The organism is Parafrankia sp. Ea1.12, assembly GCF_900465275.1.
In the GTDB taxonomy this organism is placed as follows: domain Bacteria; phylum Actinomycetota; class Actinomycetes; order Frankiales; family Frankiaceae; genus Parafrankia; species Parafrankia soli.
In genome coordinates this window covers 36881-58697 of the sequence record NZ_UBIZ01000306.1, presented here as the reverse complement: position 1 = coordinate 58697, position 21817 = coordinate 36881, and the positions used below count along the sequence as shown (strand labels likewise).

General features: G+C 71.2%; 20 protein-coding genes. 10 read left to right on the top strand and 10 right to left on the bottom strand.

The window, feature by feature from the left end:
- Positions 1-134 precede the first annotated feature (134 nt).
- The 8 genes from FMEAI12_RS16100 (at position 135) to FMEAI12_RS16065 (ending at position 9712) form a co-directional block, all read left to right on the top strand.
- Positions 135-1295 carry a hypothetical protein gene (locus tag FMEAI12_RS16100; RefSeq protein ID WP_235014049.1) on the top strand — a complete coding sequence of 387 codons (1161 nt, stop codon included), beginning with the start codon at positions 135-137 and terminating at the stop codon, positions 1293-1295.
- A 206-nt stretch (positions 1296-1501) separates the two neighbouring features.
- On the top strand, positions 1502-2314 hold the full coding sequence (locus FMEAI12_RS16095; RefSeq protein WP_112106658.1) for an SAM-dependent methyltransferase: 813 nt from the start codon (positions 1502-1504) through the stop codon (positions 2312-2314).
- 82 nt (positions 2315-2396) lie between these two features.
- Positions 2397-3068, top strand: coding sequence for a TetR/AcrR family transcriptional regulator (locus FMEAI12_RS16090; protein WP_112106657.1), 672 nt, complete (start codon positions 2397-2399; stop codon positions 3066-3068).
- A 61-nt stretch (positions 3069-3129) separates the two neighbouring features.
- A complete protein-coding gene (locus FMEAI12_RS16085) occupies positions 3130-3915 on the top strand; it encodes an SDR family oxidoreductase (RefSeq protein WP_071067153.1) in 786 nt (261 codons plus the stop codon).
- Positions 3916-4845: 930 nt separating this feature from the next.
- Positions 4846-6042, top strand: coding sequence for an ABC transporter substrate-binding protein (locus tag FMEAI12_RS16080; RefSeq protein WP_112106656.1), 1197 nt, complete (start codon positions 4846-4848; stop codon positions 6040-6042).
- 40 nt (positions 6043-6082) lie between these two features.
- Positions 6083-7285 (top strand): DUF2993 domain-containing protein, encoded by a 1203-nt coding sequence (locus tag FMEAI12_RS16075; protein WP_112106655.1) that lies wholly within the window; start codon positions 6083-6085, stop codon positions 7283-7285.
- Positions 7286-7511: 226 nt separating this feature from the next.
- Positions 7512-8069, top strand: coding sequence for a hypothetical protein (locus FMEAI12_RS16070; RefSeq protein ID WP_112106654.1), 558 nt, complete (start codon positions 7512-7514; stop codon positions 8067-8069).
- Positions 8070-8488: 419 nt separating this feature from the next.
- On the top strand, positions 8489-9712 hold the full coding sequence (locus FMEAI12_RS16065) for a cytochrome P450 (protein WP_112106668.1): 1224 nt from the start codon (positions 8489-8491) through the stop codon (positions 9710-9712).
- Positions 9713-9770: 58 nt separating this feature from the next.
- Here the strand turns inward: FMEAI12_RS16065 and FMEAI12_RS16060 are convergent, their stop codons facing one another.
- From FMEAI12_RS16060 to FMEAI12_RS16035, 6 genes are all read right to left on the bottom strand, one after another.
- Positions 9771-10301, bottom strand: coding sequence for a DinB family protein (locus tag FMEAI12_RS16060; protein WP_112106653.1), 531 nt, complete (start codon positions 10299-10301; stop codon positions 9771-9773).
- A gap of 78 nt (positions 10302-10379) precedes the next feature.
- The gene (locus tag FMEAI12_RS16055) at positions 10380-11219 is read right to left on the bottom strand and encodes an SAM-dependent methyltransferase (RefSeq protein ID WP_112106652.1); all 840 of its coding nucleotides are present in this window, start codon (positions 11217-11219) and stop codon (positions 10380-10382) included.
- A 262-nt stretch (positions 11220-11481) separates the two neighbouring features.
- A complete protein-coding gene (locus tag FMEAI12_RS16050) occupies positions 11482-13107 on the bottom strand; it encodes a GMC oxidoreductase (RefSeq protein WP_112106651.1) in 1626 nt (541 codons plus the stop codon).
- A 547-nt stretch (positions 13108-13654) separates the two neighbouring features.
- Positions 13655-14227: a heme-binding beta-barrel domain-containing protein gene (locus tag FMEAI12_RS16045; RefSeq protein ID WP_071063289.1), complete on the bottom strand. Its 573-nt coding sequence runs from the start codon at positions 14225-14227 to the stop codon at positions 13655-13657.
- 65 nt (positions 14228-14292) lie between these two features.
- Positions 14293-14742, bottom strand: coding sequence for a hypothetical protein (locus FMEAI12_RS39955; protein WP_200835307.1), 450 nt, complete (start codon positions 14740-14742; stop codon positions 14293-14295).
- 219 nt (positions 14743-14961) lie between these two features.
- Positions 14962-15384, bottom strand: a complete 423-nt coding sequence (locus FMEAI12_RS16035; RefSeq protein ID WP_112106649.1) for a TOBE domain-containing protein — start codon at positions 15382-15384, stop codon at positions 14962-14964.
- An 874-nt stretch (positions 15385-16258) separates the two neighbouring features.
- Between FMEAI12_RS16035 and FMEAI12_RS16030 the strand changes: the two genes are divergently transcribed.
- Complete coding sequence (locus tag FMEAI12_RS16030) at positions 16259-16690, top strand: Zn-ribbon domain-containing OB-fold protein (protein WP_071063286.1); 432 nt, start codon at positions 16259-16261, stop codon at positions 16688-16690.
- Between the two features lies 1 nt (position 16691).
- Entirely contained in the window at positions 16692-17837 is a 1146-nt protein-coding gene (locus FMEAI12_RS16025) for a thiolase family protein (protein WP_112106648.1), read from the top strand.
- A 132-nt stretch (positions 17838-17969) separates the two neighbouring features.
- Here the strand turns inward: FMEAI12_RS16025 and FMEAI12_RS16020 are convergent, their stop codons facing one another.
- The 4 genes from FMEAI12_RS16020 to FMEAI12_RS16005 all read right to left on the bottom strand — a co-directional run bounded on the left by FMEAI12_RS16020 (position 17970) and on the right by FMEAI12_RS16005 (position 21315).
- Positions 17970-18644 carry a bifunctional 2-polyprenyl-6-hydroxyphenol methylase/3-demethylubiquinol 3-O-methyltransferase UbiG gene (locus FMEAI12_RS16020; RefSeq protein WP_112106647.1) on the bottom strand — a complete coding sequence of 225 codons (675 nt, stop codon included), beginning with the start codon at positions 18642-18644 and terminating at the stop codon, positions 17970-17972.
- Between the two features lie 218 nt (positions 18645-18862).
- Positions 18863-19657 (bottom strand): SDR family NAD(P)-dependent oxidoreductase, encoded by a 795-nt coding sequence (locus tag FMEAI12_RS16015; RefSeq protein ID WP_112106646.1) that lies wholly within the window; start codon positions 19655-19657, stop codon positions 18863-18865.
- Between the two features lie 37 nt (positions 19658-19694).
- Positions 19695-20513 (bottom strand): TetR/AcrR family transcriptional regulator, encoded by an 819-nt coding sequence (locus tag FMEAI12_RS16010; RefSeq protein ID WP_112106645.1) that lies wholly within the window; start codon positions 20511-20513, stop codon positions 19695-19697.
- A gap of 28 nt (positions 20514-20541) precedes the next feature.
- Positions 20542-21315 carry a sugar phosphate isomerase/epimerase gene (locus FMEAI12_RS16005; protein ID WP_112106644.1) on the bottom strand — a complete coding sequence of 258 codons (774 nt, stop codon included), beginning with the start codon at positions 21313-21315 and terminating at the stop codon, positions 20542-20544.
- Positions 21316-21817: the final 502 nt, after the last annotated feature.

Below are 21817 nucleotides of genomic sequence, written 5' to 3'. Positions count from 1 at the left end.
GTCGGACGTGGGAGGCTATCGCCCATATCGGGGGTGACGGATACGGCATGCGGTTGTCACTGTGGCGACTTGCCTCTCCTGGGTCCGCTTCCCGCGTTCCTCCCTTCCTTCCTGCGCCGAGGAGAGCAGCACACGTGACGAGACTTCGTACGGTGGCGGCCCTGGTCTGTTCCATGGGGCTGGCCTTCGGCCTGGTCGCCTGCGGCGACTCCCAGGACGAGCCCGCGACCGCCGGCGGTGCCGGCGGGACGGCCGCCGGGGCGAGCTACACCACCCCGCTCAAGGGGGTCTGCCCGGACACCGTCGTCGTGCAGACGAGCTGGTGGCCGGAGGTCGACTACGGCGCCACCTACCAGCTCCTCGGCGCGAATCCGAAGATCGACACGGGTGATTTCAAGGTGACCGGGCCGCTCGGCGCCACCGGGGTGAACCTCGAGATCCGTTCCGGCGGGCCGGCGGTCGGCTTCGACTCGGTGTCGTCGCTGTTCGAGACCGACGACGACATCCTGCTCGGCTACCTGGACCTGGACGAGGTGATCCGCAACTCCGCGGAGCACCCGTCGGTCGCGGTCCTCGCGCCCTACGCGAAGTCGCCGCTGATGTTCTTCTGGGGCGATCCGTCGCTCGACTTCAAGTCGGTCGCCGACATCGGCAAGTCGGGCAGGACCGTGCTGGTCGGCGACGAGGCGTACATGAACGTCCTGATCGGCGAGGGCCTCCTGCAGCGGTCCCAGGTCGACAACTCCTACGACGGTAGCGTGAGCCGTTTCGTCGCCGAGGACGGCGGCATCGTCCAGGTCGGGTTCGTCACCGACGAGCCGTACCGGCTCGAACACGACGTCAAGGAGTGGGCGAAGCCGGTGAAGTACGTCCTCGTCGGCGACGAGTACCCGGCGTACGCGAACGTGCTCGCCGTCCGCAAGGACAAGCTGGCGGCCAGCCAGGACTGCCTGACGGCGCTCGTGCCGCTGTTCCAGCGCGCGATGGTCGACTACCTGGCCGACCCGAAGCGGGCCAACGACCTGATGATCGAGGTCACCTCGAAGCTGGACACCGCCGGCTACGAGCTGTCGACCGGCCTGCTCGAGGACGGGAACACCAGGCAGCAGGAGCTCGGGCTGGTCGCCAACGGCACCGACGGGGTCTTCGGGACCTTCGACACCAGCCGGGTCCAGAGCCTGATCGGACGCCTGACCCCGGCGCTCACCACGGCCGGGACGCCGCCCGCCCCGGGGCTCAAGCCCGCCGATGTGGCCACCGACGAGTTCGTCGACCGGTCCATCTCACTGAAGTAGCCGAATGGCAGGAGCCGCCCGGCGGCGGCAGGTCATCGCGAGGGCGCGGATTCTCCGGACGGAGGCCGCGCCCTCGCGGCGTGTCGGGGGCTGTGACCAGCCCCAGTCGCGAGAACCGCCTTAACAGGTCTTACGATTTCGGCCGATACGACGGAGACAGCATCGGCCCTCGCCAGAAATGGCCCTCGAACGGGAGCTCACGCGCCGTGACCAACTACCCGCCCCCGACGTTCGACACCACCAGGCCGCACTCGGCCCGGGTCTGGAACTACTACCTCGGCGGCAAGGACAACTTCCCCGTCGACCGCGCGCACGGCGACCGCACCATCGCGGTCTTCCCGCAGATCCTCGACGTGGCGCGGGCGTCCCGGTCGTTCCTGGCGCGGGCGATCACCCACCTGGTCACCGAGGAGGGTGTGCGGCAGTTCCTCGACGTCGGAACGGGCCTGCCGGTCGAGAACAACACCCACCAGGTGGCCCAGCGCCTCGTGCCGGAATGCCGGGTCGTGTACGTCGACAACGACCCGATGGTCCTCACGCACGCCCGCGCCCTGCTCGCCAGCTCCCCGGAGGGTGTCACCACCTACCTGGACTCCGACGCGCGCAACCCGGAGCGCATTCTCGACTTCGCGGCCGAGACCCTGGACTTCACGAAGCCGATCGGCCTGATGCTCATGTCGATCATGGGTCTGATCCCCGATCTCGACGAGGCCTACTCGATCGTGAGCCGGCTGCGCGACGCCCTGCCGTCGGGCAGCTTCATGGTGCTCGAGGACGGGTCCGACGACCGGACGTCCGAGCCGGAGACCCGCAAGGACCTCACCGTCGACGACCTCAACCAGGTCACCACCGTCGGGAACGGATACCACTACCGCTCGGTCGCGGAGATCTCCCGCTACTTCGACGGCCTCGAGCTCGTCGAGCCCGGCATCGTCTCCCCGCCGTACTGGCGGCATGTCCCCGAGCCCGGCGAGCCGCTCGCGCCGCTGGAGTCGTGCGGCGTCGGCCGCAAGCCGTAGCCGGAGCACCGGGTTGGCAAGTCGGGCGTCTTACCGGTAAGGCGCTTGACTTGCTCTCCCGCGCGGTGTTTGTATCCGGCGCATGCCGGTGGTGACCCCGTCGACGAAGGAGCAGATCGTCCGCGCGGCCGAGCGCCTGTTCGCCGCGCACGGCCTGGACGGGATCTCGCTGCGGCAGATCGGCGCGGCGGCCGGCAACGGCAACAACTCGGCCGTGCAGTACCACTTCGGCTCCCGGGACCAGCTCGTCCAGGCGATCTTCGAGTACAGGCTGCCCTGGCTGCACGAGCGGCGCACCCTGCTCATCGCCGAGCACCGGCCCGACGACCTGCGCTCGCTGCTCGACTGCCAGGTGCGCACCCTGCTGGAGCACAGCGAGCTGCCCGGCAGCCACTACCTGTGCTTCGTCGACATGCTGCGGCAGTACGGCCGCAGCGACGTGTTCGAGGGCCTGCCGGCGGCGCTCCGCGACTCGGTGCGGGAGTTCCAGGAGCGCCTGGGCGGGTTCCTGCCCCACCTCGTCGAGCCGCTGCGTGCCCGCCGTGTCGCGCAGGCGATGGCGTTCATCGTCGACGCCGCCGCCGACCGGGAGCGCGCACATGCGCACGGCCGTCCCGTGGTGCCCTTCGCCCTGCAGGTCACGGACCTCCTCGACGGCATGGTCGGCTTCCTCAAGGCACCCGCCTCACCGCGGACGCTCGCCGTGCTCGAACGCACCGACCCGGCCGCCGCGGTGTGGCCGGCCTTCCTGTAGACCAGCCCGCCGCGCCGGCAGCTGGCTGGGCGCGCCGGCCACACGGATGAGCGGGGACGCCATGACTGTCAGACTCGACGGCGCGGTCGCGGTGATCACCGGGGCGGGCAGCGGCATCGGCCGGGCCGCCGCGCACTCGCTGGCCCGGCGCGGCACCCGGGTGGTCGTGACCGACGTCGACGCCGGCCGCGCCGCCGCCGTCGCCGGTGAACTGGGCGACGCGGCGGTCGCGGCGCGCTGCGACGTCACCGCCGCCGCCGACCTGGAGGCCGCCCGCGATCTCGCGCTGGCCCGGTTCGGGCGGGTCGACGTGGTCATGAACAACGTCGGCATCCTGGCCGTCGGCGCGGTCGAGGACATACCGCTCGAGGCGTGGCAGCGGGTCATCGACGTCAACCTGCTCGGCGTCGTGCGCAGCAACCTCGTCTTCCTGCCGCTGCTGCTCGCGCAGGGCTCGGGGCACGTCGTCAACACCGCCTCGACGGCGGGGCTGCTGCCCTACGGGTTCGACCGCCTCCCTTACACGGCGACGAAGCACGCGGTGGTCGGGCTCTCGGAGTCGCTGGCCCTCTACCTGCGCCCGCGCGGCATCGGCGTCACCTGCCTGTGCCCGGCCGGGGTCGCGACCAACATCATCGAGAACGTCACCTTCTTCGGGGAGCCGAAGCCGCCGCGGGGGCCGCGGTTCCCGGTTCTCGATGCCGACCCGGTGGGCGAGATCGTCGCGGACGCGATCGAAACGGGCCGGTTCCTGGCGCTGACCGCGCCGGAAACAGCCGATGACCTGCGCGAACGCGCTGCTGACATCGAGGCCTACCTGGACAGGATCGTCGGCGAGCAGGGCTGAAGCGCGTTCCCTGCGCCCGTGACGGCGCGTTCACCGATGGTGCTGAACGCGGAAATTCGGCGTTCGCTACCGGGAAGGCGAGGGCTGATCCCGCCACCCATGCCCGCGCGGTGCTGCCGGAATAGGCCCGCTCGCCGCCACCGTTCGCCGGCATCTTCCTGATTGCTCCGCGGCCCCGGTACGCGGGAATGTCGATCCGGAGCTGAAAGAAATTCGCGTCGAGACCGGGCTGGTCTGCCGGCGGCATTCAATGCGGCCGTCCCGGCGAGTGCGCGGGTTATCCTGGCGATGTCGCCGCCGGCGCGGCGCGTTCGGCGGGCCCGGCGGGCGCGCGAGCCCGGCGGGTTCCGTGGGTCTGTACGGGTGCCGTGGGGTTGGCCGGTGCCGCCGCCCGGCCGCCCCACAGCCGGAGCGGCCCCGGCGCCGGCCGCCCGGAGGACTCCCGCTGTGGCGGGTGGTATCACGGGACCGGCCTTGGTCGCCCCGGGGCCGGCGCAGAGCGGAGCATTTCCGCCCAGCCGGCGGGCGATACGGAACTTGCTGTACAGCAATTATTGGGATTGGCGGGCATCGTCCTGAAGTTGCCGCCCCGGCCGGGTGGGTGCATTGATGCCGTCCGGTTCCTGTTCCTGTTAGGGTGCAGGAACAGCCGAGATTTTGGTCCGGTGGGCGTGCGGCAGGTGTTCTCGCGCCCGGCCCGTCATCGGCCCGAGGAGGGTGACGCTTTCTTTTGCGGGGCAATGGCGGGTGTCCGCACGCGGATGCCGGCCGAATACAGAAAATCCCTGGCGGTCGTGCCCGCGGTTCCGAGGCGCGCGGTCCCGCCCGTGTGCCTCGGTTATCGGGGCCGGTGTCGCGACATGGCGTGGGACGAACATTGATTCTTGGTTGGGGGCTGATATGAACTCCGCTCGATCCGTGTTGTGTGCGGTGGCGGCCGCATTATCCGTGGCGTCGCTCGTCGGCTGTGCGGGCGACGACGCCACTACGAACACCGCGGATGGCTGCGTCGCGCCCGGCGTCACCGCGGACGAGGTCGAGGTGGGGATGCTGTACCCGGACTCGGGTGGCCTCGCCAGCTCGTTCAGCGCGGCGCGGGCCGGCATCGACGCCCGGTTCGGGCTCGCGAACGCCTCCGGCGGGGTGCACGGGCGCCAGATCAGCTACGTGTGGCGCGACGACCAGGCCAACCCGTCGACGAACCTGACCATGAGCCGGCAGCTGGTGGAACGGGAGGGGGTCTTCGCGGTCCTGGAGACGAGCACCGCCACCTCCGGCGGGGCTCCCTACCTGGCCGAGGCGGGGGTGCCCGTGGTCGGCCTCGCGGTGGAGGAAGCGTGGTCCAGGTACCGGAACATGTTCTCGTTCTCCTACCTCTTCACCGACGGGGGGTCGGTCGACACGTTCGGCCGGTTCGTCCGTGAGCACGGTGGCACCCGGGCGGTGATCGTCCGGGACTACGCGGGCGGGAGCACCTCGGTGCAGTTCGCCGACCAGCTGATCGTGAGCCTGCGAGCCGCCGGCGTCGAGATTCCCGCGGAGCAGGTCACCGAGTACCAGCCGGGACGGGCGAGCGCCTCCCGGATCGCCGAGTGGATGCTGAACAACGGCGTCGACACCCTCGTCGCCGCGATGGACACCGAGACGCTCGCTCAGCTCGTCGACGCCGCGGGCGAGGCCGAGGTACCGCTCAAGGTCATCCTGACCGGCCGCGAGGTCAGCGCGGAGCTGCTGGAGACCTACGGTGCCCGGCTCGCGGGGGTCACCTCCTATGCCAACTACCTGCCGTTCCAGGTCAGCTCCCCGGCTCTCGGCGCCTACCGGGCGGCGGTGGCCCGGTACGCCCCCCAGCTCGTCGACCCGGACCAGACCCTCGCCCTGACCGCCTACGTCGTCGCGGACATGCTCGTCCGCGGGCTGGAGGAGGCCGGGGAGTGCCCGAGCAGGCAGTCCTTCATGGACGGCCTGCGCGCCGTGGAGGACTATGACGCTGGCGGTCTCATCACCAGAACCGACTTCGGCGAGGATTTCGGGCGCCTCCGCGAGTGCTACGCCTTCGTCCGGGTCAACGCCGAGGGCACGGGCATCGAGGTGGTGGACCCCGACTTCTGCGGCAGTAGGCTCTGAGCCTGGCCGACGCCGAGCGGAGCGGAGCGGAGATGTCCCGGTGAACCACGGCGGTGACGGGACGGGCCAGCACGCGGACGAGGGCGACATCCCCGCCCACCGCTCACCGTGGGCACGGCCCGCATCGGGCGAGTGGCCCGCATCGGGCGAGTGGCCAGCGCCGGGTGGCGACCAGCCGACGATGGACCTGCACCACCGCGCCGGCGCGGCGGCCGCCACCGGCCCGCGCTCGGGGCAGCCGGCCCCCCCGCCCCCCGCCGGGGCGTTCCAGTCGGGCCGGCCGGCGTGGCCGGCGGCCGGCGGAACGGGGGGCACGGACCGGTGGGAGGAGAACCACCAGCCCGACGAGCCCGGCCGCCCGCCGATCCCTCCGACGATGTCCTACGGATCCGCCCCGGACGATCATCGGCTGCTGGCCGGGACGACCCCGTCGGCCGGTACGGCTCCGGCACGCCGGCGGCGGCGCCGGTGGCTGTGGGCCCTGGTCGCGGCGGCCGTCGGCTTCGTGCTGCTGGTGGTGGGTGACCGGGCCGCGGTCTCGGTCGCCGAGGGTCAGATGGCCAAGCAGATCAAGGTCAGTGTGGCGGAGAGCCTGGAATGCGGTGCCCCCGCGCCGACCGTGCGCGACGTGCACATCGGCGGCTTCCCCTTCCTCACCCAGATCCTGCTCGGCAAGTTCGAGGAGATCGGGGTGACGATCGAGGGAATCGCCACCCCGGGGCCCCGGATCTCCGCCGTGCAGGCGCAGCTGTCCGGCATCCACGTGCCGCTCGGGGACATGATCTCCGGGTCGGTCGGCGCGGTGCCTGTTGACGACATCCGGGCGACCGTCCGGCTTGACTACGCCGACCTCAACACCTACCTGGCCGGGCTGCCCGGCGCCCTCCAGGTGAACCCGGTCGACGGCGGGCGGCGGGTCGAGATCTCCGGGCGCACCGACCTGTGGCTGTTCGGCTCCCAGGAGATCGGGGGCGTCACCACCTTCGAGGTCCGTGACAACGTGCTCACGCTCGTCCCCAGTGAGGTGACGCTGCGCGGGGCCATCAACGCCACGATCCCCGTGCCCGTGGGCGGCCTGCTGCCCCCGATCAAGATCCCGGTCGGCCAGCTGCCGCTGGATCTCGACATCGTCGAGGCGTCGACGGGCGGGTCCGGGCTGTCGCTGACCGCCACCGCCCACGACGTCGTCCTGCCCGCGGCGGAGCAGCCCGCGCCGCGTCAGTGCCCGCCCGGCAACACCTGACCATCCGGCGGCCCTCCCAGCACAACCGTGGCAGCGCGGCGCCGCCGGGCCAATGGCCATTCAGAGATACGGGAGCCCTGGCGCAGCTTCGGCACGGCGTCGGCCGTTCGTTCGCCGCGTCGGAGCGTCGCTGACCGCTTTGGTTCCGAGGACCGATCACGGCGGGACGCCCCCGACCGGGGGAATTCTGTGGCCGGCCGCGCTGCATGCCAAGAACGACGGCTGGGTGAAGACCACTCGGGTTCTTAGCGCCCGGGTGATACGTGAGCTGCTAGGTTTCACCGCGACGCTGATGGACGAGTACTGGGGCCAGATGCAGTTGGACGCGCCGACCGGCCGGGTTGCCTGGATGGGACCCGTGCCAGTGCCGGTATGGCTGGGCATCGGGCGGGATTTCACCGAGCACTGGGTTCATGACCAGCAGATCCGTGCCGCCGTTGGCGCACCCGGACTCGATGACGACTACTACCTGGGCACTGTGCTAGGCGTCTTCATCTGGGGCCTGACCTGCCACTACCGGTCCAAAACCGGCCCGGATATCGATCTGGTCACTGAGTTCACCGGAGAGGCGGCCGGCGTCTGGACGCTGCAACGCCGCAGCGAAAGCTGGGACCTCACCGAAAGCCGAGTTTCTGCCGCGTCGACTTTGGTCCGGATGCCGGCAACAGTAGCCTGGCGAATGTTTACCGGGGCCTTGAGCGACCGCGAACTCAGGCTCATCGAGCGGACGGGTGATCTCGACCTTGCCGACCATCTGCTCGCCGCCAGATCAATCATCATCTGACGTCAAGCGGCACAGAGGGCGTCAAACGAGGTACACGCCGGTTCCGTCGCGGGGACGTTCCACCGGCGGCTGCCGGCTACCCGGGGGCCTCGATACCTGCGCCCTTACGCCCGGCACTGAGGTGGGGTCTCGCCTGCCCCCGCCACCGAGGCGTTGGCCCGTGCGCGCACAGCCGGTGGTGGGCGTCGGCGGAACGCCGTCCTGGATGGCCGTTCCCGGCCTCGGTCGCGCGCCGTCCGGGGGACCGCGTGGGTCCCCGGATGCCCTGTGCCCCAGCGTGAAGTGCCGGCCGGTCGCTCTTGTCGAGGCCGGAGCCGACAAAAGATTAGCGAGGACTCACTCACTGGTACGCTGCTCGCGACACAGCCCGTTTGCCCGACTGGGGACGTTTACATGGACGTGTGCGAGGTGCGGTGGAGATGACGGACGCAGCTACCGGTCAGCTGGACGCGGAGTGGGTCGAGCACCATTTCGACCACCTCTCGCCCGAGCTCGCCCGCGATCTGCACCCCACGCTGGCCCTGGCCCGGTCGCGGTGCCCGGTGGCGCACAGCGACCAGTACGACGGCTTCTGGGTGGTGACCGGATACGAGGACGTGCTCCGGGTCGCGCAGGACTGGGAGACGTTCAGCTCCGAGCTGGGCATCACCGTCCCGTACACCCCCACGCCGATGAAGATCCTGCCGGTGACGATCGACCCGCCGCTGCAGCGCACCTTCAAGCGCCTGATAAACACCCACTTCAGGCCGGTCGTCGTCGTCGAGTGGGAGCAGCAGACCCGGGCGCTCGTGAACCGGCTCATCGACGGTTTCGTCGAGGCCGGTGAGTGCGACTTCATGACGGAGTTCGCCCGCCCGCTGCCCGGGCTCGCCTTCTTCGACATGGCGCTGCACGCGCCCGCCGAGGACCTCGAGATGGTCAACCACTGGGCCACCCTGGCGTCGCTGTCGCACCTGGAGGAGTCCCGGGAGAGCCACGGGAAGCTGGCGGCGTGGATCGGGGCGCTCATGGCGAAGCGGCGCGAGGAGGGCCCGCGCGGCGACGTCGTCGACGCCGTCATGAACGCCGACATCGAGGGCCGTCCGATCACACCGGCGGAGGCGGTCGGGACGGTCCAGCTCCTCGTCCTCGGCGGCCTGGAGACGACGGCCGGCGCGCTCGGGATGTCGATGATCCGGTTCTGCCGGCACCCGGAGATCCTCGCGCGGCTGCGCGAGAACCCGGAGCTGATCCCCGACGCGGTGGAGGAGCTGCTGCGCCTCGACGGCTCGTTCATCTGCATCGCCCGGACGGCCCGGCACGACACCGAGCTCGGCGGGCGCCAGATCAAGGCCGGTGAGCGGGTGCTCATCTACTGGGCGTCGGCGAACCGGGACGAGTCCGAGTTCGACAACGCCGACACCTTCGACCTCGACCGCGGCCGCAACCGGCACATCGCGTTCGGCGCCGGGCCGCACCGCTGCGCCGGCTCCAACCTCGCCCGGATGAACCTGCGCATCGCCCTCGAGGAGATCGTCACGCGCCTCGTCGACGTCCGCCTGCAGCCCGGCGCGGACATCGACTACCACTCGACGTTCAACCGGGCGCCGCAGTCGGTGCCGATCACCTTCACCCCGGGGCCCCGGCTGACCCCGGCGGGCTGACGGCCGGGAGCGCCGGTCAGCCGGGCGGTCGGCCCGGAGTGCCGGGAGCGCCGGATGGTCAGCCGGGGTGGACGAGCCCGCGGACGAACGCCGCCTGGCCGGCATGCTGGAGGTCGTCCGCGACGACGCTCACCAGCCGCACGCCGAGCGTGACGGGCGGGTCCCACGCCTCGTCCACGATCCGGTCGAAGTCCGCGTCCCGCAGCTGTCCGAGGTAGCGGACGGTCTGCTCGTGGACGGCGTCGTGGTAGCCGAGCAGCAGACCGGGATCGGTGACGCGTACCGCGTCGACGTCGGCTGAGCTGTGGCCGTAGCCGATCGCCCGGTACCCGGCCTGCGGCCCGGTGGGTACGGCCAGCCCGAACCGCTGCTCCCAGCCGCCCGTGGACCAGACCTGCTCCGACCCGGCCGCGGCGGCGACGTGGTCGTCCTGCACCCGGGTGAGGTGCCAGACGAGCCAGGTGATCGAGTTGGCCCGGCCGTCCAGCCGGTGGTTCAGCTCGTCCGGGGTCAGCCCGCTGACGACCTCGTGCACGATCTCCCGGATCCGCCCGAACGCGTCGGTGAGGAGCGGGACGCCGGAGCCCATCGCAGTACTGTACGAGGCCGCCGGCGGCGGAGGGGAGCACCTGGCGCCGGCCGGTTCGTCGTGTTCGGCGCGGGCGGCCTACTTGCGGGCGACGCCGCTGTAGCCGGGGACCTCGGCGTCGGTCAGGCCGTCCGCCGTGCCGTCGGGCCGCCACCGGTGGATCACCTGCACGCCGGGCTCGAGCAGCGTCAGCCCGTCGAAGAGACGCGTCACCTCGTCGCGGGTGCGGAACTGGCAGGCGAGCCCCCGCTGCCGGTAGCTGTCCACGATCCGCTGGGCGCCCGGGTCGAGATCGGCGGTGCCGTGGCTGAGGACGAGATGGCTGCCGGGAGCGAGCCGCTCGAGCAGCCGGCGCACGATCGCGTACGGCTCGTCGCCCTCGACGAAGTGAAGGACCGAGACGAGGGAGAGCGCGACGGGCTGGGAGAGGTCCAGAGTCGAGTGCAGCTGCTCGGATTCCAGGATGCTGTCGGGGTCGCGCAGGTCCGCGTCGAGGTAGGCGGTCCGTCCCTGCGGGCTGCTGGTGAGCAGCGCGCGGGCGTGCGCCAGGACGATCGGGTCGTTGTCGACGTAGACCACCCGGGCGGCCGGGTCCACGCCCTGGACGACCTCGTGCAGATTCGGGCTGGTCGGAATGCCCGTGCCGATGTCGAGGAACTGCCGGATGCCCACCTCGGCGGCCAGGTGCCGCACCGCGCGGACCATGAACGCCCGGTTCTGGCGGGCGGCGTCCCGCAGGCTCGGAAAGACGGCGATGGCCTGCTCGGCGCCCTCCCGGTCGGCCGGGAAGTTGTCCTTTCCGCCGAGATAGTAGTCATACATACGCGCGGAGTGCGGAACATCCGTCCGTAGCTGGACGGTCGGGATCTCCTCCACCAGCTTGTTCCAGCGGCGGATACCCGCCGGCTTGTCGCCCACTTCCCGTCCCTCCGCTACGTCCGACCATCCACGGCGTTGCCCCCGTCGCCTTCGCGGAACGGCTGACCTGTGACGTCGAGGTCGTACCGCGAGGATCGGTCCTGTTATGACCGAATTATGGCTGTTCGTCTGCGGAGCGTCTCGGTCGGGCGGCCCCCGCGCGCCGGCCGCGCGGGCGTCGGTTCCGCCGCAGCGGGCCGGGGGTACCGGATTCCGCAGGTCGCGGGATCCGGTACCCCGGGGGCGTGCCGGGAACGGGAACCTAGAAGACGCTTCCGACGTCCTGGAGCACGATCTTGGCCATGCTGTGCTCGGCGAGGGCCGCGATCGTCATGGACGGGTTGCAGGCGCCGGTGGAGCCCGGGATCCGCGCGCCGTCGAGCACGTAGAGGCCCTTCTGGCCGATGACCCGGCCGTAGAGGTCGACCGCGGACCCCATGGGCACGCCGCCCAGGGCGTGCCAGGTCGAGTTCGCCTGGGCGTTCGTGTCGATCATGATGCCGCCGCCCACCTGGGCGATCTTCTGCATGCGCGCGGCGATCAGCGCCTGCAGCGCGGCGTCACCGCTGGACGGCCAGGTCAGGACGGCGTCGTCCTTCGCGGAGTCGTACGCCCAGGTGCCGGCGGGGTTCACGATCCCGAAGCCGACGACCGTCATCAGCTTGCCGGCGGTACTCGGAATGGGGGAGCCCGCGTGGATGATGGTGAGCGGGATCGAGCTGGTGGTGTCGCGACCGCCGACGCAGGCGGGACCACCCTGCTGGGTCCCGATGTCGCCGTTCATGCCGTTCCACACGTAGATGCGGTCGCCGTTGTTTCCCCACTGGGTTCCGACGGCGTCCGGCAGGTTGGGGATCAGCCCCTTCGCCTTGGACTTCACCAGCAGGCGGGTCGTGCCGGCGGAACCCGCGTTGAGGAATACCGCGTCCGCGACGATGGCCTTCGTCTCCTGGACGATGCCGCCGGTGTTGATGCGGTCGACCGTCAGTACCCACTTCTTGTTCGCGTCGAGCGCGATGTCGCGGACGACGTGCAGCGTCGCGACGCGGACCCGACCGGTCGCCTCCGCGGCCTTGAGGTAGGTGACGTCAATGGAGCGCTTACCGCCGTTGTTGACACCGAAGGCGATGTCACTGGTGGTGTAGGTCGGCTGGTACTGGCCGTTCAGCTCACCGCGCACGTACTGCCAGTCGATCGGCAGGGGAACCTGGAACGGCTCCAGGCCCGCGCCCGGAGCGACGTCCCGGAAGACCCGGGAGGACTTGTACGGGTCGCTGTTCAGGATGTCGTTGGGAATCGTGGAGACTCCCAGCATGCTGGCCACCAGCGGATACGCCCACAGGTTCAGCTCGTCGTAGAGGTTCGCGGCCACCGGGATCGACGCGGCGAAGTTCGCCTTCGAGGGCTTCAGTGTCATGCCGTGGTACATGACGGAGCCGCCGCCGACGGCCGCTCCGCAGTTCACCGTGATTCCGTTGCCGGGAATGCTCTCGATCACCCCGGTGTAGGGCTCCCACGTCTTCACGACGCCGCCGACCGTGGCGTGGTCGGTCAGCCAGGCGGAGCGGTTGTCGATGTTGGCGAAGCGGCAGAACGTCGTTGCGTTCGGCCCGGTGGGCCACCGCAGCCCGCGCTCCAGGACCAGCGTCGACACGCCGACCTGGGCCAGCCGCAGCGCGGTCACGCCGCCGCCGAAGCCGCTCCCGATGACAACGGCGCGCTCCCGCTGCACAGTGGCCGGCACGGGGGTGGCGGCCCGGGCCCGGGTGGCACCCGGTCCCGCGGTGAAACCGCCGACCGCGGCGGCGCCGATCGCCGCCGTGCCGATTAAGTGCCTGCGATTGAGGCCGGGGGTGGATTCGACGGCGTCGGGCGTGTTTTCGGGCATGGCGGACTCCAGAGTTGAATTGCGGGCATGACGCGCATCCTTCGGCCGCGAGCGGGTGGACGAGGGTCCACCGGCCCGCGGGGGTGCGCCGACGTAAGTCACGAAATCCGGGCGGACGCAGGCAGGGTCAATTGCCGGGGGGTGCGTCCGCTGCAGGAGAGAATTCAGATGCTCTGGTGCTTGTACGGCCCGGCCTGGCGCGAGCGGGGAAATGTCCCGCTCTGGGCGTCACCCAGCATCGTTAGTAACGGCTCACGTGTCAATAGACAGATGTGTGCCCGTATGGTCGCCTCTTTTGAGAATAGGGCGCCTTGTTTCCCGCGGGGGATTCCTGATCGGGGCGACCTGTTTGTCATATGTGCAGTTCACGCTGCGCCGGCATCGCGGCCGTCGTGGCCTGGGGGCGCGCGAGAAGGCTGCCTCATGCGCGAGCGCCGGACTGGAACAGTCCGGCGCTCGGTGGTTCGTATGAAGGTGGAGTGTGCGAAGGTGCCGTGCGAAGGTGCCGTGCGAGGGCGCTGGGCTTGGGCTTGGTGGGCGGCCTCGGCTACGCCTCGGGCAGCCGGCGCAGCACGTTGTGGTCGGTGTGGGCGACCGGCTCGGACACCCGCGCGTGGTCGATCGTGGTGGTGGAGTCGTAGGTGAAGCTGCCGTCCGGGGCGACGGCGATGGTCACCTCGTAGAGAGTGGTGTTCGCGGCGCGCGCGAGGTACGGGTTGGACAGGATGCCGTACACCGTCGAGCCGACCTCCGCGCGCAGCGTGTAGGTGGTCGCGTCCGGCGCGACGGTGCCGCCGGCGATCAACACCTGGCCGCGGGGAACCATGAAGCAGCGCATCACATGCCCGAGCTCGGCGTCCCACAGCCAGTAGCCGATCTCGGTGTGGAACGGGTTCTCCTCGCCGGTCCGCCAGGCGGCCATGTGGTAGTCCAGGCCGTAGAGATGCTGCGTGCCGTTGTCCACCGGGCCGAACGGCTTGAAGGTGACCCGCTCGCGGAACGGGGTCGTGATCATCGAGCCCTCGGTGTTCCCGAAGGCGACGTCCACCCCCTGGTCGCCCTCCCACTCACCGGCCAGCGCCGCCAACGGACCGAACTCCGGGCCAACCTTTTCCGCCACCGCTGAGTCCTCCTCGACCGGCCATGATCTCGAGCCGGCCTGATACCGGATCGTCCCGAGATTACCTATTGACGTCGAGTGCCCCGTTTGCTGAAGGTCCGTGCCGGCGAGCGCCCGCGGCCCGCCGGCGGGACGTCCGTCCTGCTCACGAAGCCGGCCCCGGCCGGGTGGGACGGGGTGGATGACGGTGCGTCATCGCCCCCTTCCGGCCGGTTGGCCTCGGGTGGGGAGCCGCCGGCCCCTGGGGCGCCGGGCCATCGCCCGGCCGCCGGGAGACGAACGGCAGGCGCCCGCCGTCCCCGGCGGGGAGGTCCGTCGGCACCAAACGCACCGGGCGGACCGGGAGGCACCTCGGCCAGCTTCCGGTGGCTTTCCCGATCACTCTGGTGGAATTCGAAGGCCTGGACGTCTGCGCCGTTCTCGCGCCGTATTTCGGCCAGAATGGCGGCGGTGCGCTCCCGGCCGGACGCGTAGGTGAACCAGACGATGTCGCCGTTGCGGGCGAAATGGCGCACGGTGGCCCGGCCGATCCCGCTCGACCCTCCGGGGGTCGAGCACGTTTCGCGGCAGGGCACGACTGGCGGAGCGAGCGCCGTCCTGCACGTGCCGCCCGGGTACCGCCGTGGATCGCCTCCGGTCGGGTCCGCGCCGGCGGCGGGCGGCTGTCCCCGCGGCCCGGAGGCCGCGGGGAGGGGGCCCGGCCAGGTGGGGGCACGCGGGCCGCGCTGGACTCGTCAGGCGGCGGCGACGGCCACCTCGGTCGACTTGACCAGGGCGGTCACGGCGGTGCCCGCGGCCAGGCCGAGTTCGGCCGCGGCGGCGAGGGTGATCGCCGCGGTGAGCTCGCCGCCCTGCTCGAGGGTGACATGTGCCACGGCCATGGCGCCGCCGGTCTCGATGCTCGAGACGGTGCCGCGCAGCTGGTTGCGGATGCTCAGGCCGTCCACGTTGCCGGTGGCCAGCGAGATCTCGGTGGACTTGATCAGGACGTCGACCCCCGAGCCCTCCTTGAGGCCGAGGTCGTCGACGGCGTCGAGTGTCACCGCCGCGGTCAGGCTCTGCCCGCCGGGCAGCGTGATCAGTACCGTGCTCATCACCGCCCCCCGGGTGATCTCGCTTACGGTTCCGGTCAGCTGGTTGCGGATGCTCAGGCTCACTGGCCACCTCGTCGTGTCGAAAGCATGACTGGCCGGGCGCCGAGCGGCACCCGAGAGCCCTTCCTACCCATTCACTCGCCGGAACGCACTCGTCGTGACCGTGGGTCACCTGTCTGCGGCAGATTCACGAATGTGAGCGGTGAGGTACTGGTACGTGCTACCGGCGGTGTGGATAGAGGTGGGTGTACCCGCAGCCGCCTTTGCTGATTGGCGCGCCTCACTCACCCCGTGAACACGGTTATCCAGGTCGGGTGACTCCGCGGTTGCGGAATGGGATCTTTCCCGTTCAAAGCGATACCGGCCGGCCGCGGGCCGGGATTCGGGTGCCGCGCCCGGTGCCCCGTGCGACGCCGGCCGCCACCGGCCGTGGTCGGCGCCCGACTCCGCGAGTCATCGCGGCCCGCGGCCGATGTGGGTCACGGCGACATTCCGTGGGCGGCGGTGGGTGCCACCCCCGGCCGGCCTGGCCGGGCCGCGGGCCCGTCCACCGCGGTGATCCGGTTGCCGGGACCGTCGCTCCGCCGCCAGATCGTTTCCCGTGCGGGTACGTCGGGAATGTGCATATGCTGCCCCTACCCGGGGGCTGTGCGCCTTCGGGCGACCCGCTGATCGCCGGCGCCCGGCGCACGATCCGCACGATGTGGAGGGCCGGATCCCGTTGCTCGTCCCTCGTCCCGGCCGTGCGCTGGTCCGCGGCCCACGCGATCGGCGGAACCCGGCCACCTGCGTTCGCGGAGTCCCGGGGCGAGGTGACACCGGTGCGGTCCGTCGAAGACGTCCGATGCCGAGCTGAGCGCCGTGGCCTCCGCCGGCCGACATCCGGATGATTTTCAGTGACCTGTCCGTGGCCGGTCACCATGCTAGGAGTGTTCTGATGGCACAGATTCCCTTTGCTCCCGACGTGTTCACCTGGCCCGCGGAGAAACCACAGTTGATCGGCGCCCGCTGCCGCAGCTGCGCGGCGGTCACGTTCCCCGCGCAGGATTCCTGCCCGCGCTGCGGCAAGCTCGAGATGGAGCAGCGCCTGCTGCCGCGCGAGGGCACCCTGTGGACGTGGACCACCCAGGAGTTCCTGCCCAAGGAGCCCTACGCCAGCGGTGAGACGCCCGAGACCTTCAAGCCGTTCGCGGTGGGCCTCGTGCAGCTCGGGGACGACGTGCGCGTCGAGGGCCGCCTGACCGTCAGCAAGCCTGACGAGATCAGGTTCGGGATGGGGCTCGAGCTGGTGATCTACCCGTTCCGCACAGACGAGGACGGTACCCAGGTGATGTCGTACGCGTTCGCGCCGTCCGAGGGAGGAAACTGACATGGAGGACGTCGCGATCATCGGGGTGGGTATCCACCCCTTCGGGCGCTTCGGCAACAAGTCGGCGATCCAGATGGGCGCCGAGGCCGTCCGCTCCGCGCTCACCGACGCCGGCCTGGAGTGGAAGCAGGTCCAGTTCGCCTTCGGCGGGAGCTGTGAGGTGGACAACCCCGACGCGGTCGTGGGCCTGCTCGGCCTCACCGGCATCCCGTTCATGGACGTCTACAACGGCTGCGCGACGGCCGCGACCGCGCTGGAGCTGACCGCCGACGCGATCCGGTACGGCAAGTACGACATCGGCCTCGCGGTCGGCATGGACAAGCACGCCTTCGGCGCCTTCACGGCCGATCCCGTCCACTACAGCGCCCCGCCGTGGTACGGCGACATCGGTCACTTCCTGACGACGAAGTTCTTCGGGATGAAGATCAACCGCTACATGCACGACCACGGGATCTCGCACCGCACGCTGGCCCGGGTGGCGGCGAAGAACTACCGCAACGGCGTGCTGAACCCCAACGCCTTCCGTCGCAAGGCGCTGACGGAGGACGAGATCCTCACCTCCCAGATGCTCAACTACCCGCTGACGAAGTACATGTTCTGCAGCCCGGACGAGGGCGCCGCGGCGATCATCCTGTGCCGCGCCGACATCGCCCGCCAGTACACGTCCAACCCCATCTACCTGCGGGCGAGCACGCTGCGGACCCGTACCTACGGCGCGCACGAGGTGCACAGCTCCTGGGCCGCGGTGGAGCACGCCGAGGCCCCCACCGTGTTCGCGTCGAAGGCGGCCTACGAGACCGCGGGCATCGGCCCGGAGGACGTCGACGTCATCCAGGTCCAGGACACCGACTCCGGCGCCGAGATCATGCACATGGCGGAGAACGGCTTCTGCGCGGACGGCGACCAGGAGAAGCTGCTCGCGGAGGGCGCCACCGAGATCGGCGGCCGGCTGCCGGTCAACACCGACGGCGGGCTGATCGCCAACGGCGAGCCCGTCGGCGCCTCGGGTCTGCGCCAGATCCACGAGCTGGTCCTGCAGCTGCGCGGGCAGGCCGGCGACCGGCAGGTCCCCGGCAACCCGCGGGTCGGCTACGCCCAGCTCTACGGCGCGCCCGGCACGGCCGGCGTGTCGATCGTGACCACCTGACCGCTCCCGCGGACGCCCGGTCGGCCCCGCGCCTCCCCGACGGGGGCGCGGGGCCGATCTCGTCCTGTGCCCCCTGGCCGGGGAATGCGTGGGGCCCGCCGCCGGGCGGTCGCCCACTTCCGGGGTGCCCGGTCAGGTCGGGCGCCGCAGGCGCAGGGCGTTCTCGACCCGGAAGCCCACCTGGCCGTTCGGGCGCGACATGGGCGCCTCGTACATCTCCCGCAGCTCCACCGCCCAGCCCTCGGTGGCCGCGCCCAGCTCGGCGCGGACGTCGTCGGGACCGGCGAGCCTGGTGTGGGGCTTCTTCCTCGGCTCCCAGGACGGGGCACCGGCGTGCCCGACCACCAGCAGCGTCCCGCCCGGGGCCACCCGGGCGGCGCTGGCGCGGAGCACCTCCGCTCGCGGCATGCCGACCGGGGAGTGCAGGAAAAGGGCGAGGACGAGGTCGAAGGAGCCCTCGGGGACGCCGTCGGCCAGGTCCTCGCATCGCCAGGTGACCCCCGCGTCGACGCCGGCGGCCGCCGCGGCGCCGGCGGCCCGGGCCAGCGCCGTGGGTGAGACGTCGACCGCGGTGACCCGCCAGCCCCGGGCGGCCAGCCAGACGGCGTCACCGCCCTCGCCGCACCCGAGGTCCAGCGCCGTCCCAGGCGCCAGCCCGCCGACCTCCCGGACGAGCAGCTCGTTGGGGGCTCCCGTCCACATCCGGTCGGTGCGCCGGTAACGGTCCTCCCAGAACCGGCCGCACTCGCCCGGAGAAGGTGTCGTGCCTGCTGTGTCGGCTGTGCCGTCAGCCGTCGTTCCTGCCACGCCCCATGGTCACGGGTGCTGCGCGCGGGGCGGACCTGTCGCGAGTCCCACGCCGCCGTTCCCTTCGTCCTCCCGAGACCAGGTCACGATGGTCAACAATCAAGATAGTCAACAATGTTGACGGTGCTGGGTCGGCGTTCACGATCATGATCTGGTGATTTCGAACCGGGGCGGGCTCGGCGTCCGCTCAGGAGACGCACGAGGTTCTGAGTCGCGCCTCAGGTGTCGCGGATCCCGCCCAGGCTCGGGCCGCCGTCGACGGCGAGGGTCTGCCCGGTGATGTAGGACGCCGCGTCGCTGGCGAAGAAGAGGATCGCGTTCGCGACCTCCGCGGGCGTCCCTGGCCGGCCCAGCGGGGTGGCCGTGCTGAACTCGGACGTGTCGATGCCGGCGACGCGCCACGCCTCGACCGCGCGCTCGGAGGCGACCGGCCCGACGGCGAGGCAGTTGGCGCGCACCCCGTAGCGCCCCCACTCGGCCGCGGTGACCGTCGTGAACATCTGCAGCGCGGCCTTCGACGAGGCGTAGTGCGCGCCGCCCCGGACCCCGTGCAGGCCGGCGTCCGAGGAGATGTTGACGATCGCGCCCGAGCGCTGCGCCACCAGGTGGCGGCCGGCCTCCCGGGTGCAGAAGTAGGCCGCCCGCACGTTGAGATCGAAGCTGGCGTCCCAGGCCCTGGTCGGCAGCGAGGAGAGCGGGCCCATGCGGGTGCCGCCGGCGTTGTTGACCAGCACGTCGATCCGGCCGAGCTCCTCGACGGCGCGCCGCACCAGCCGGATCACCTGCTGCTCGTCCTTGACGTCCGTCGGCACGGGCAGGCAGCGGCGGCCGGTGGCGGCCCGGATGTCCGCCGCGGTCCGCTCCAGGTCGTCGACGGTGCGCGCGGCGATGGCCACGTCGGCACCGTGGGCGGCGAGCAGCCGCGCCGCCGCCGCCCCGATGCCCGTCCCGCCGCCGGTGACAACGGCCACCCGGCCGGTCAGGTCCAGCAGGTCGGTCGTCGGTGTGGTCACGCGTCGCCGCCGGGGGTGCGCATCCGTCTCGTCTCCTTCACTGGTGGGCGGACGAGGCCGGATCGCCCGCGCCGCCCGTGCTCCCGGGCTGTGCCGGGGGCCGCCGCGGCTCGTCGTGGGGGATCCCCGTAGGGTCGCGCAACTGGAGCGCGTTCACGAACAGCCTGGTGATCTGCGCTATGCCGACGTCGAAGTCGCACACGGGCTGGCCCTGCACGAGCCACTGCTCGGCGAAGCGCCACATCATCGCGCCGAGAGCGGCCGAGGTGACGGCCGGGTCGAGGTCGGGGTCGGCGAGCCGGTGGCGCTGGAGCTGCTCGATGGAACGGGCGACGTCGTCCGAGTGGCGGCCGAAAAGCTGGGTCCAGACGGTGTAGACCTGCTCGTCGTGCCGGGAGACCTGCTCGATCACGCTCATGATCCGCGCCTCGGCGCGGTACGCCTCGAAGTGGACCCGGATCGCCTCGGTCAGCCGCTCGTGCGGCGACATGCTCGAGTTGCGGGCGAGGATGATCGCCATCCCGGCGCTGAGGGCGGCGTCGATGACCGCCGCCACCTCCCGGAAGATCTGGTCCTTCGAGTCGAAGTAGTGGTAGAAGGACCCGTGCGACACGCTGGCGCGCTCGGCGATGTCCGCCACCCGCGTGTCGTGGTAGCCCTTCTCCTCGAAGACCGCCTTGGCGGCCTCGACGAGGCGCGCCCTGGTCTCGGCTCCGCGGCGCGAGCGGGGGCCACCGCCACCGTCGGGACGGCTGTCGGCGGCGGCACCGGCACCGGCCGCAGCGCCAGGACCGGCACCGGCACCGGCTCCGGCGCGGGCCGCGCCGGCTCCAGGACCGGCGCCGGTCCTGGTCACGCGCGCGTCCCGGGTGGGCGGCGCGAGGTCATCGCCAGAACCCGGCGGTCGTCTCGTAGGCGCGGCGGGCGAACTCGGCGACGGGCAGCCCACGCAGCTCGGCGTTGAGCACCTCGACGCTGACCAGGCCCGACCAGCCCCGGTCGAGCAGGGTGGCGGCGAACCGCTCGAGGTCGAAGATCCCCTCGCCGGGCATGGCGCGGCGGTGCATCGTCTCCTTGATCCCGTTCGGGGAGATCGGCGGGAGCGCGTCGTCGAACTGGACGTAGGCGATGCGGTCCAGGGGCACCTGCTCGAGCTGCTCCCAGGTGCTCTCCCCGTTGAAGAAGTGCCACGTGTCGATCAGCACGCCCGCGCGGTCGGGGCCGGCGGCCTCCACGATGTCCACGGCGGTGGCGATCGACTTCGTGCCGCCCAGCGGGCTGAACTCCACCGCCATCCCGGCACCGGCGGCGGCGAACAGCGCGGCGCACCGGGCGATCAACGGGGCGCTCCGCTCGTCGAGCCCCACCCGGAAGCCGGTCAGGACCCACCGGGCGTTCACCGCGGCCGCGGCCTTCGCGACCCGGCGAGCCTGGTCGATCGTGGCCTGCTCGTCGTCGGTCACGATCAGGGCCAGGATCTCGTGGCAGCGCAGGCCCGCCGCGGCGAGGACGGCCGCTCCGGCGGCGTCGGCGTTGGCCTCGGCGAGCCCGACCGACCCGAACCCGGCGCCCGCGGCCGCCGCCACGAGGCCGGCTGTGTCGACGTCCCAGCGCGAGTCGGGCGTCAGCGCCAGCTGGACTTTCGGTTCCGATGTCATCGCCCGTCCCGCCCTGGTGCGCCGACGGCGCGACCGGGGGGCGGCGCCGCAGTGTGTCCGCCGGATGACGGCTCTTCCGAGCCGACGTTCAAAGTTGACGTCAGTGTAAACATATGACGCGGGCAACCCGCAAGACCCCCTGCCTCCCGCGCCCGCCCGGCCCGTCCGCCGGAGCCCCTCGTCGGAGGTGGGACGAGTGCCGTCCGGCCTGGCCTGACATCGGAGAGGAAACGCTCACTTTGAATGATGGGTGGAAGTTCGCGTGCCGAGCCGCGGGCCCTGCCGGGGCCGTGCGCGACGCCGGGCGGTGCGCTACGGGCGACGTCGACCACTATCGGCGGCTAACGGTCGACCGTCGCGCGCGAAATTGCTATAAGGGTTAGTCCGGGGCGCGGCGACCGCGTATACGCGCGTTGACAGTCGCGCTGGCTGGTCCGTACAGTACAGTTCGTCGCGGGACGGATAATCCGGAAAATCGTCGGTGGAATAGTGCGGGCGAAAA

Bases quoted from the DNA above. Each gene is read 5' to 3' on its own strand.
- FMEAI12_RS16090 (WP_112106657.1), top strand. From the start codon at position 2,397: ATGCCGGTGGTGACCCCGTCGACGAAGGAGCAGATCGTCCGCGCGGCC.
- FMEAI12_RS16085 (WP_071067153.1), top strand. From the start codon at position 3,130: ATGACTGTCAGACTCGACGGCGCGGTCGCGGTGATCACCGGGGCGGGC.
- FMEAI12_RS16065 (WP_112106668.1), top strand. From the start codon at position 8,489: ATGACGGACGCAGCTACCGGTCAGCTGGACGCGGAGTGGGTCGAGCAC.
- FMEAI12_RS16060 (WP_112106653.1), bottom strand. From the start codon at position 10,301: ATGGGCTCCGGCGTCCCGCTCCTCACCGACGCGTTCGGGCGGATCCGG.
- FMEAI12_RS16050 (WP_112106651.1), bottom strand. From the start codon at position 13,107: ATGCCCGAAAACACGCCCGACGCCGTCGAATCCACCCCCGGCCTCAAT.
- FMEAI12_RS16030 (WP_071063286.1), top strand. From the start codon at position 16,259: ATGGCACAGATTCCCTTTGCTCCCGACGTGTTCACCTGGCCCGCGGAG.
- FMEAI12_RS16025 (WP_112106648.1), top strand. From the start codon at position 16,692: ATGGAGGACGTCGCGATCATCGGGGTGGGTATCCACCCCTTCGGGCGC.
- FMEAI12_RS16005 (WP_112106644.1), bottom strand. From the start codon at position 21,315: ATGACATCGGAACCGAAAGTCCAGCTGGCGCTGACGCCCGACTCGCGC.